This is a genomic window from Mucilaginibacter sp., from assembly GCF_964263795.1.
In the GTDB taxonomy this organism is placed as follows: domain Bacteria; phylum Bacteroidota; class Bacteroidia; order Sphingobacteriales; family Sphingobacteriaceae; genus Mucilaginibacter.
In genome coordinates, this window is the sequence record NZ_CAXVWK010000100.1 from 95,076 (window position 1) to 106,096 (window position 11,021).

10 protein-coding genes are annotated in these 11,021 nt (G+C 45.2%); 7 read left to right on the forward strand and 3 right to left on the reverse strand.

Annotation, left to right across the window (positions count from 1 at the left end):
* Positions 1 to 90 precede the first annotated feature (90 nt).
* The 7 genes from ACE5CV_RS16535 (at position 91) to ACE5CV_RS16565 (ending at position 6,586) form a co-directional block, all read left to right on the forward strand.
* Complete coding sequence (locus ACE5CV_RS16535) at positions 91 to 894, forward strand: phosphatidylinositol-specific phospholipase C/glycerophosphodiester phosphodiesterase family protein (protein WP_374951302.1); 804 nt, start codon at positions 91 to 93, stop codon at positions 892 to 894.
* A gap of 50 nt (positions 895 to 944) precedes the next feature.
* A complete protein-coding gene (locus ACE5CV_RS16540; RefSeq protein WP_374951303.1) occupies positions 945 to 2,039 on the forward strand; it encodes a YbhN family protein in 1,095 nt (364 codons plus the stop codon).
* A gap of 152 nt (positions 2,040 to 2,191) precedes the next feature.
* Positions 2,192 to 2,857, forward strand: coding sequence for an epimerase (locus ACE5CV_RS16545; protein ID WP_374951304.1), 666 nt, complete (start codon positions 2,192 to 2,194; stop codon positions 2,855 to 2,857).
* 1 nt (position 2,858) lies between these two features.
* Entirely contained in the window at positions 2,859 to 3,557 is a 699-nt protein-coding gene (locus ACE5CV_RS16550) for a response regulator transcription factor (RefSeq protein WP_374951305.1), read from the forward strand.
* Positions 3,541 to 4,902 (forward strand): ATP-binding protein, encoded by a 1,362-nt coding sequence (locus ACE5CV_RS16555; RefSeq protein WP_374951306.1) that lies wholly within the window; start codon positions 3,541 to 3,543, stop codon positions 4,900 to 4,902. The genes ACE5CV_RS16550 and ACE5CV_RS16555 overlap by 17 nt, the downstream gene beginning before the upstream one ends.
* Positions 4,903 to 5,140: 238 nt before the next feature.
* Positions 5,141 to 5,632 (forward strand): hypothetical protein, encoded by a 492-nt coding sequence (locus tag ACE5CV_RS16560; RefSeq protein WP_374951307.1) that lies wholly within the window; start codon positions 5,141 to 5,143, stop codon positions 5,630 to 5,632.
* Between the two features lie 21 nt (positions 5,633 to 5,653).
* Positions 5,654 to 6,586 (forward strand): bestrophin family protein, encoded by a 933-nt coding sequence (locus tag ACE5CV_RS16565; RefSeq protein ID WP_374951308.1) that lies wholly within the window; start codon positions 5,654 to 5,656, stop codon positions 6,584 to 6,586.
* 227 nt (positions 6,587 to 6,813) lie between these two features.
* Here the strand turns inward: ACE5CV_RS16565 and ACE5CV_RS16570 are convergent, their stop codons facing one another.
* Genes ACE5CV_RS16570 through ACE5CV_RS16580 form a run of 3 tightly spaced genes read right to left on the reverse strand, consistent with a single transcriptional unit; the run spans position 6,814 to position 10,561 of the window.
* Positions 6,814 to 8,721 (reverse strand): hypothetical protein, encoded by a 1,908-nt coding sequence (locus ACE5CV_RS16570; RefSeq protein WP_374951309.1) that lies wholly within the window; start codon positions 8,719 to 8,721, stop codon positions 6,814 to 6,816.
* A 1-nt stretch (position 8,722) separates the two neighbouring features.
* Positions 8,723 to 9,937 carry a glycoside hydrolase family 88 protein gene (locus tag ACE5CV_RS16575; protein WP_374951310.1) on the reverse strand — a complete coding sequence of 405 codons (1,215 nt, stop codon included), beginning with the start codon at positions 9,935 to 9,937 and terminating at the stop codon, positions 8,723 to 8,725.
* Between the two features lie 18 nt (positions 9,938 to 9,955).
* The gene (locus tag ACE5CV_RS16580; RefSeq protein WP_374951311.1) at positions 9,956 to 10,561 is read right to left on the reverse strand and encodes a YhcH/YjgK/YiaL family protein; all 606 of its coding nucleotides are present in this window, start codon (positions 10,559 to 10,561) and stop codon (positions 9,956 to 9,958) included.
* Positions 10,562 to 11,021 lie beyond the last annotated feature (460 nt).

The window sequence follows — 11,021 nt, forward strand, 5'->3', positions numbered from 1 at the left end:
TTTAATGTTAATTTAACTCGCAATTAATTTGCTTGATGTAGATTTGATTGTTGCCTGACAGCGTAAGCTGCGCTGAGTTATTTAAACTGTATGATATTTCGTTTTAAACGAGCTTTATTCCTGTTACTGATATTAATTGGTGCTCACACTGCCGTATGTGCACAAACTGTGCTGGAAAATGCATTCGCGCATAATGACTATAAACATAAACGCCCGCTTAGCGATGCCCTTGATTATGGTATAGGCAATATCGAGGCTGATATATTTTTGCATAAAGGCAACCTTACCGTAGCACACCTGCTACCCTTCTTCCGTAAAGGAAAAACATTAGAAAATTTATACTTGCGCCCACTTTTTGAGCGCTTTGCCATACAGGAGAGTATCTATTCGGGATATAGCAAACCGGTAATTTTGATGATCGATATTAAATCTGATGCCGACAAAACGTACATCGAACTTGCTAAACAGCTGGATAAATACCGTTCGATATTAACCAGTTACGAGGATGGTATAGTAACGGAGCGGGCGGTTACCGTTATCATTTCGGGACACAAGCCTTATGAACTGATGGCCCGCGAAAACCTGCGTTACGCATTTATTGATGACGATCTTAAAAAGAGCCGCTCCGGCAACTTTCTAAGCGACCTTTGCTTAATGGCCAGTGCCAAGTACTCCAAAATACTAAACTGGAACGGAAAGAAACCGATTACAACACTTCAGAAAGAAAAACTTTGTAAATTTGTTAACAATGCGCACATTGCAGGCGAAAAGGTAAGGCTTTGGGCCATTCCTCAAAACCCTGCAGTATGGGCAACGTTAATGGATTGTGGGGTTGATCTGATCAATTCAGATAACCTTGCCGGTATGAAAACCTTTTTCGATAAGAAAAAGTAATTGCCGCTACCCCGCATCTGCAAATAAAGTTTTTAGCTCTCGAATAATTAATGGCATCGTCTACCCAGGAAGCAATAGCGCAAGATAAACAGGAAGTTCAAACGGTATTTAACAAGAATATTATTATTAAAGGCGCATTTTGGTTTGCGCTGATAACGGTAATAACTATTGCCGGCATTTTTTTTTATACCAATACCGGTAACACGGTAAAGGCACTTAGCCATATATCCTACAAATACATTGCAATTTGTTTTGTTATGCTCTTTGCCGATCTGATGCTGGGCAGCTGGCGCAACCATATTTACATCCGTAAACTGGCACCGGCGGTATCGCATTGGGTAAGCTTCAGGGCAAATGTGGCAAACATGTTTATGGGGGCTGTAACGCCTGCACATGGCGGGGCAGGGCCGGCGCAAATATTTGTTTACACCAGTGCCGGGGTAGGATTTATAGATGCGTTTGCCGTTAGCCTTATTAACATGGGCGCCACGCTTATTTTTATGCCGCTTGCCGGCTTTGTTGCCATTATGCTGATGGATACCAGTTCTATAAGCGGTATCATCCCGGCCATGCTCAAATATGGCTTTAGTTTCTTCCTGTTATTTTTAATTGCTTTTTTACTGGCGTTCTGGAAACCGGTTTGGGTAGGCATCATCATTAAAAAGATCGCTAACGGCCTTTCGTCCATCTTCCCTAAGCGGAAGGAGCGGTTGGCTAAATGGGCCGATAATTCTTTTTTAAGTATCAGCAAATACCAGCAAACTTGTAGTGTGATCATTAAGCAGCACCCGTTTTTGTTCCCGCTTAGTTTAATTATTACCACACTGCTTTACCTTAACAAGTATTGCATGCAGTATGTTATCCTTTTAGGCCTGGGCGTAAATGCCAGCCTGGTGCAGGTGATATCGATGCAGGTGCTTATTCAGTTCATGATTTATTTTGCACCAAGTCCCGGCGGCAGCGGTTTTGCAGAGGTAGGCATATCGGCCTTGTTTGGCGGCGGCAATGTGGTTCCTAAAGCAATTCTGCCTATCTTTACTTTGTTGCAGCGGTCGTTCCTGTTATTTTTTCCGGCAATTGTTGGCGCCTATGTAGTGATCAGCCTGCTACGGAAACATACGCTTAAAACCGCACCCAAGGCTTAGTATTAAACCAGGTCGGTTTTTCTTATCTGCATCAAAGCCCCATTTGATATAGCGTTTAGTACCTGCTGGGTTTGCGGCATGTACAAACATTATGCGATATTTTAAATTATAGCATGGCAGGGCCCTGTTGCCTCCATTGTAATTACAAACACATGAGCAAAGCTATTAAAGTAATAATAACCGGCACAACCGGCATGGTAGGGGAGGGTGTTATGCACCAATGCCTGCTTAACCCGGATGTTGCCGAAATACTGATCATCAACCGCAAACCTGCCGGGTACGTGCACCCTAAATTAAAGGAGATAGTACATCAGGATTTTTTCGACTTGTTGCCTGTCGAGGATGAACTGGTTGGTTATGATGCCTGTTACTTTTGCCTCGGTATTTCATCGGTGGGGGTAAGCAAAGAAGATTATTACAAAACCACCTATATGCTTACTATGAGCGTAGCGCAAACGCTTTACGGCTTAACGCCCGACATTACATTTTGCTACGTATCCGGAGCGGGCACCGATAGTAACGAAAAGGGCGACGGCTGGGCAGCTGTTAAAGGCAAAACCGAGAACGAACTCATCGGCCTTTTTAAGAATGCATACGCTTTTAGGCCGGGCTTTATTAAACCTATAAAAGGCCTCACCAAAACGCATAGCTTTTACAAGTTTATCAACTGGCTGTTTCCGCTGGGGCGATCAGTTTACCCTGCCGGGTTTTGCACGCTGCAGGAACTGGCTGCGGCTATGCTGAAGGTAACTATAAGCGGTTATGACAAAAAGGTATTGGAAGGTAAGGACATCATCGCGTTAGCAAAAACGTCATAATATGAAGGTACTGGTTGTTGAAGACGAGCCGGGGTTGGTATCTGTAATAAGCAGGGGGCTTACAACCGCCGGCATGGAAGTAAGTGTAGCGGCCGATGGCAACATGGGCCTTGACATGGCGCTTAACCACCAGTTTGACGTTATTATACTGGATATTATGTTGCCGGGGATGAATGGTATCCAGGTTTGCAAAGAGATCCGCAAGCAAAACGATACGGTGGCAATTTTAATGCTGACGGCCTTGTCCAGTACCGAGAACGTAGTGACCGGCCTTAACAGCGGCGCTGACGATTATTTGGCTAAGCCTTTTAAGTTTGCCGAGCTGGAAGCCCGTATCCGCACGCTCGCAAGGCGCAGCAGGGCGGTAAATGCTCCTAAGAGCGTGGTTAGCATTGCCGGGCTGGAGGTTGATACGTTATCTAAAACCGCTAAACGATACGGTAAAAATATTAACCTTACGGCTACTGAATATCACCTGCTGGAGTATTTTGTAAAAAATCAAAACATGGTGCTCTCCCGCATTCAGATCCTGGAAAACGTTTGGGATATCGATTTTAACATGGGCACCAACGTGGTAGATGTTTACGTAAATTACCTGCGCAAAAAAATAGATAACGGGTATGATATCAAGCTGATCCACACTGTATTTGGTATGGGCTATATGTTTAAAGAAAATACCCCGGATGAAGCTTCAAACTAAGATCACTTTACTGTTCTTTGTTATATCAACCTTCGGGCTGGTGCTGCTCAATGCTTCGATATTCTATTTTGTTTCTGAATTTAACTTTGAAGACTTTTTTAAGCGATTAGAGGCGCGGGTTAACCTAACGGCCGAGATCAAAATAAAACCCGACAAAAACTCGGCAGCCTACCAGCAGGTACGGATGCGCTACTTGGAAAAACTGGCTGACGAAACCGAATACATCATTAAGCTGGATACCACGCGCAACCCGGTTTATACCCGGGTGGTCGATCTGCCCGACCAGTTTTATCTCAACATCCTCACCTTACGCAAGGCCCGGTACACCAATGAAAACCATTTTTATGCGGGCGGTTTGTTCAATATTGGTGGCGACAAGTACATCGTTATCGTATCTGCCAATGATCCCTACGGATTTAAAGAACTGGAGGAATTGAAAAAGGTATTGCTTATTATTTTTGTGGTATCTATCCTGCTTACCTATGTAGCCGGTACCATATTTTCATACTATACGCTACAACCTGTGAGGGGTATTATAAAAAGCGTAAAAAATATCTCGGCCAACAACCTGCACATGCGGCTGGATGAAGTAAAAGGCAAAGATGAGATTGCCGAGCTTGTTCTGACTTTTAATAATATGCTCACCCGGCTCGAGACCGCCTTTGAAACGCAGAACAACTTTGTAAGCAATGCATCTCATGAATTGCGGACACCGTTAACTATTATTACCGGCGAAACCGAACTGCTGCTTAAGGGGGATGGCGTAAGCGAACCTGCAAAGGCGTCTGTAAAAACCATTTTGAATGAAGCTGAAAAGCTTGGCAGCATTCTGGCCAGTTTGCTTGGCCTGGCCCAAACGGGTTTTGACGGTAAAAAGCAGAACTGGCAAAAGATAAGGGTTGATGAACTGGTTCTGGGCGTTGCAGAGTCGGTGAAACGGATTGACAGGGAAAGCGTGATAGATATCGACTTTTCGGCGCTGCCGGATAACGAGGAAATGCTTTATACTGAAGGCAACAGTAACCTGCTGCAACTGGCAATAAGCAATATAGTCCTCAACGCCTGTAAATATTCAGATAACCGCCCTGTCAAGATCAGGCTCAATGCCGAGAATGGCCGCATCCTTATAAAGGTTACAGACACCGGCATTGGTATACCGCAAGATGAGCAGCAGCAGATCTTTGAACCTTTCTTCAGGGCATCAAATACAGGTAAGTTTAAAGGGCATGGTATAGGCCTGCCGCTTACCCTTAACATCATCCGGCTGCACAAAGGCAGTATAGGCATCCGCAGCGAAGAAAAGGTAGGTACCGAGATACAGGTGCTGCTGCCGGTGGCGGGTTGACATTGCTCTGCTTCTTAAAATCTGCCGTTGGGCTTCTAATAACTTTCTAATAAATTGGTCAATCACAATAGTGTCGGGCACTCCCTGACGTTTTATTAGGTGTTAGTGAGTGAGTTGCACGCGAACATTTATTTTAAACTCTAATAAACTTCTAATAAGTGTCTTAATAGCCTTTAATGAGTGTGATGTTGATTTGTGTAAGTAAACAACACAACATTCATTATTAACACTACCACTTATGAAAACCGTTTTGATCCCCACCGATTACCAGCCATCTTCCTTAAACGTCGTATACGCAATACACAGCCAGTTCAACACCGGCGACCTTAACCTGATCTTCGTTCATGTTTTTAAACTGTCCGATTCCATAACGGACTTGCTCATGCTGAGCAAACGCAGCCGTGAGTATGAGCAGGTAAGCGACGGCTTTTATGAACGCTGTAACCAGTTGCGAGCCCAGTATCCGCGCATTAAAGATATCCGCATTGAGTTTTTGTACGGCAGTACCTTAAGCATGTTTAAAAACTTTTTAGAGGCTAATAAGGTACACGCCGTGGCTTATTCGGAAAACGCCGCTTACCAGCCTATCCATAAATCAAGCGTAGATCCGGCATTGCTGGTTCACAAATGCGGCTTGCCGGTTATAAGCGCCAATTCACAAACCTTTGCAAGGGTAAAAAACCAGGAGTTTGCCCCTGCATATCGCCAGGAATTATTAACCCAGGTTTAAACCATCTAAAAATTCTATCCTATGTTACTAAAAGAAAATATCCCCGCTAAATACATTTTCGGGAAGATCAGGAAAGACGTGATCATGGTGGCTGTATATTCTATACTGATAGCCATTATGTACAATAATTTTCATTTCACGCGCATATCCATACCCATTGCGGTGCCCACCATATTAGGTACGGTAATATCACTGCTGCTGGCCTTTAAATCAAACCAGGCTTATGACAGGTGGTGGGAGGCACGTACGCTTTGGGGAGGAATAGTCAACGATACCCGCACCCTTACCCGCCAGTTGATGACCTTTGTAGATACGCCCTATGGCGAAGGCGATGAGAAAGCTTTTTGCGAACGCGTTGCCAAAAGGCAGATAGCCTGGTGCTACAGCCTGAGCCAGCACCTGCGTAAACAAGATGCGTTAAACGGCCTGGAACGGCTGATAAGTGAAGAGGACATTAACCATGTTAAAAAATACAGCAACGTGCCGGTGGGTTTATTGGAGCTGCAGGGCGCCGACCTGCGCAGTGCCTACAAACTCGGCTGGATCAATGAGTATCAGCAGGTGCAGTTAGATGAAACGCTGGTACGGTTCTCTAACGAGATGGGCGGATGCGAGCGTATTAAAAATACGGTGTTTCCTGCTACCTACAGCACTTATATTCACTTGTCGGTTTGGCTGTTTATTTTGCTGCTGCCTTTTGGCTTGATCGAGTTTTTTGGTGTGGTAGAGGTGCCTCTGGTTATCGCGATTGCTTCCTCGTTCTTTTTGATCGAAAGCATGGCCATACACCTGCAGGACCCGTTTGAAAACAAGCCTACCGATACCCCAACCACCACCATATCGCGCAATATTGAGCGTGATATCAAACAAATGCTGAAAGAAAACTTCAAGCAGGAAGATGAGGTTCCGGTTGGTGCCAGCTACAACCAGTCAAAGATTTTTTACATCCTTTAGTAAATTGATGATTGCTTACTGCCCGGCCGCTTTCCTATCGGAGAGCGGCTTTTTTTTGCGGACATTTCCACAAATTCGTCTCGTAGTATTTAGCCAATGAACCGGGCTGAAAAAACGTGTTAACTATTAACAAAGGTTTACACTTTTTCTAAAATATATATTTAAATAACTGATTATTAATTATTTGTGAAAAATATGGGTTAACATAAAAATCGACTTGTAAATGGCTAAGCCACCTCAATAATAACTGTTGCACTGTTGGCCGTGATACATACCGGAATGGCCTCAAAACCCGGCACAAAATTAAATATCCTGTTTTTACTGGTGGTTGCCAGTATATCCATTTTACGATTAGTTTTTATACGGATGGTTGCTTTGGGGCGGTAAACGCTTAACAGCTTATCCGTATGCGTATATCGCTCTGTCGACGCTGAAACTACCGGGACCACGATCCTGACGAGGTGGTCATGAACACTTTTATCGATATCATATTGAATGGTTACCCTGGCTGCGCTAAAGGCATAAGTTACCCGGCAGCCAATTTCGCCGCTATCGGGGTTATGCTGGTCCATATCAACCAGTTTGGATCGGGTGCTGATCACCACATCGCCATTAACGCTATTCGTCTCCAGTTTAGCGGATAGGTCGTTGATGTTCATATAAACCTTATCACCTTGTTTAAGTTCCACGCGAGGCGTTAAGGGCATGCTTAGCGGGTCGGTATCTGCCTGCATATTGTCCGCCTCAAACAGCTGATATTGGTTCATACTGCCGCTAAGTATAGTTCCAGTCTTTTGGTGCCACAGCATGGTTAAAGCCCCGCCGGTAGCATGGCCCTGTTTAAATTGCTTGTACTCGCGGTCGTAACCGGTAACGGTTGCCTTAAAACCACCCGTTGCCACCAGGTGGGTTTGAATGTCCCTGAAAAACCTTCCGCCATAGCTCTGCTCACGGGGTAAGGTCACCTTGCTGCTTACCGGTTTTATATGTTCATGCGGATGGTCCAATATAACGGTAAGTGCCTTAATGTGCGAAAAAGTGTGGTGCACGCAAGGTGCTACCCCGTAGCTTACATTATGCAGGCCTCCGTATAACAAACCGCCGTGGGTACTGGCCTGCAGCAGTTGGGTGCTTTTCAAAGCCACTTTATAAAAACGCGGATCGCGGTTGGCCAACAGGGCATAGGCGGTTTGGCAGCCGTCTGTTGTACGGCTGCCCCAGTAAGTCCATTTATAGTTGCGGGTACCCCAGCTGTTATCCCATCCGCCATCAGGCAGCATAAACTCCATATGCGTTTGCATGCAGCGGGTAACCACATCCAGCACCTCGGCATCCTTAGCAAATAAACCGTACAATACCAGCGATGGCAGGCTTTCCTCTACGTTATAACCCAAATCTACCGAGTAACAGCCTTTGGCGCTGGCCTTATCATAAGGCCCGCCTTCGCCTTTCAAAAACGCGTTGTTGGGTGTAATGAATTTTAAGGCCTGGTGCGCAAAATCGCCGCCCTTTGTAATAAATCGCGGCACATCCAGCAGGGTACCAATTAACGATAACGCATACGATGCGGTAATTGGGTAATTGATGTTACCATAATCTAACGAAAAGTTGCCGTACACATATTCGGCCGCTTTCATCAGGCGCTGGCTCAATTCAGCTCTAAAGCGCGCGTTCATTAAATGGCTGTAGTTCTTTAGGGTTTCGGCCAGGGCGATAGCCAAAAACACCGTAGTACCTTTCCATGATTTATTTACGGCTTCGTTAAGCCAGGAACCATCCGGCTGGCTAACACGCCGGTCCGTCCAACGGTAAAGCAACATGGCCGAGTCGAGATATTTGCTCTCTTTGGTTTTATCCGCAAGATGAAAAAACGGATAAATGGCATCGCCGATGCGCCCGTGAACCAGTTTATTGGCCGGGCAATAAATGCCGCCATAGTTATCCGTGTGGCTTTTATCGGTTATCTGCAGTTTTAACAAGGCCCCGGCCCATTGCTTTAAAAGGCTGTCACTTAAAATATAGAGGTCATCCGCAGGCGCAATAATATCAAGCGCATTGCCAGGTGTAGCAGACGCCGTAAGAATACCCGCGGTGCTCAAAGCAGTCGCCGAAATAAATTTTCTTCTGGTGATCATATTAGCGTATCACTACCGGCCGGCGTTTGGCCAGGCGGTCTTTCCTTAGCAAAGCTTCCATGTAGTAATAGTCTGCATAAATGATAGGCACATCTATTTCGCTTTTGGCCGGTTTATGCCCCATGCTGTGCAGCAGTAAAAAACCGTGGTTTTCATCCGGTTTAGATTGATAACGATCCGACAGGCTTTTTACAATTTTATCTGCGGTAGTTTTATAAAGTTTGCTGTTTGCCGTGCTATAGGTGCTCAGCTCATACAATGCCGAAGCCATGATAGCAGCAGCCGATGCATCCCTCGGAACGTTGGGGATAGCCGGGTCGTTAAAGTCCCAGTAGGGCACCAGGTCGGCGGGTAAATTTGGGTTGCTTAATATAAATTTAGCTATTTTTTGCGCCTGCTCCAGGTACGCTTTATTCCTGGTTTCGCGGTAGCAAAGGGTGTAGCCGTAAAGGCCCCATGCCTGGCCACGTGCCCAGGCAGAGCTATCTGCAAAACCCTGATGCGTTACCCTGTGCAGTATTTTGCCGGTCTCCGGATCATAATCTACTACGTGGAATGAACTGTTATCTGCCCGGAAATGGTTTTTCATAGCGGTGTTGGCATGCGCTACCGCAATTTTATAAAAGCTGGAGTCGCCGCTTAAATGAGTCGCCTCGAACAATAGCTCCAGGTTCATCATGTTATCAATTATCACGGGGAATTTCCAGCCGTTACGGGCGTTCCATGATTGCAGCGAGCCCACAACCGGGTTAAAACGTCTGGATAGCGTTGTGGCGGCGCGGATAAGTACCTCTTTATAATGCGGGTCGCGGGTTAGGCGGTAAGCGTTACCTGCGCTATTATAAACTTTAAAGCCAACATCATGTGATGTAGCATCATCCTTTTCGCGTTCAATGTTGGCTGTATAATCTTTGGCAGGCGCAAGCCATTTGGCATCTTTGGTGTACTCGTATAAAAACCAAAGTTCGCCGGGGAAAAAGCCGCTGCACCAATCTTTGGAATTGATCAATCCCAAAGTACCGTCGGGTTTTAAATTTCGCGGGCTCACCAATGCCGGGTTGTTTGCATGCGCCTTTGCCGAATCTACCTCTTTCAACATAAATGTGGTTTGCTTTGCAGCGAAACTAAAAGCTTTGGCAACATCGCCCTGCGCAAATACAGGTGCTGCGAGGCAGGTTATCGAAAAGGAAAGGATAAGGGTTTTATATTTTATCATACGGGTCACGCTATGGATTTAGTTTACTTTGATCTTGATCACGATTTTCTTCACCACATCAAAACCATCAACCTTAATGTTAGGGCGGTGTACATCGGCAGGGAAAAATAAAAAGAAGGTGCCCGGCGATGCGGTATAGTATTCACCCTCCGCAGTGTAGTTGGCGCCGTCGCTTGTTTCATTATAGGGTTTGGATACCGTAGCTTTATCTATAGTGACTACACCTATCTTTTCCTGCCCCTCTATTACATATTGCAGGTCGATGTATTTGCGGTGCGATTCCCAACCGGCTTTATCCAGCTCTTTAGAGGGGCCTTTTGTTACGCTGGCAAACGCCTTATCACCATCGATAGGATACTTGCCGGGCGCAATACTGTCCAGATTTGTAGTGGCCAGGTAGGTGAAAACTTTATCCCACAACGCTTTGTCTGCGTGGTATTGTTTGTCAAATTCAACCGCATTTACAGATGGGTGCAGCTTAAGTTTAACACCGTTGCGCCACTCGTTTTTTTTAACCCATTTTTCCGCACTCTTTTTGTCCTTGCTGGCAGTACTTTGGGCGATAGTGCTATTGGATAATATTGCAGCGGTGAACAGCAAAATTAAATATTTTAAATTTTTCATCAGGTTAATACTTAATAAAAGCGCTTTAATTGGGGCTATGCGCAGCAGTTAATTGGTTTGTAATTTCAATATTACAAGTAATCGGCTGCATAAAACCGTTTGCCCTTATTAATATTTGCGAAAACGTTTTAGTTAATTAGCGCTTATTACAATAGGTCAGGCAAGTAACTGGTATTACCTGCAATTGCTACAACGTTTGCGTAGAAATATGCGTTTGCGCCGACTTAATTTATAGCCGATGTTTGTAAAATTGTTGCTTGCCCGTTAACTAAAATCATAAAGTATAATATTTTGAAAATTCTACACAGCGTCCATCCCGACGATTTTAAAGCCTACCCAACCGATTTGATAAGGGAGCGTTTCCTGCTCGGCGGCCTGGTAAAGCCCGATGAAATTAACTGCGTTTACACCCATTACGACCGCATGATTGTTGGTGCCATACAGCCGGTAAATAGTACTA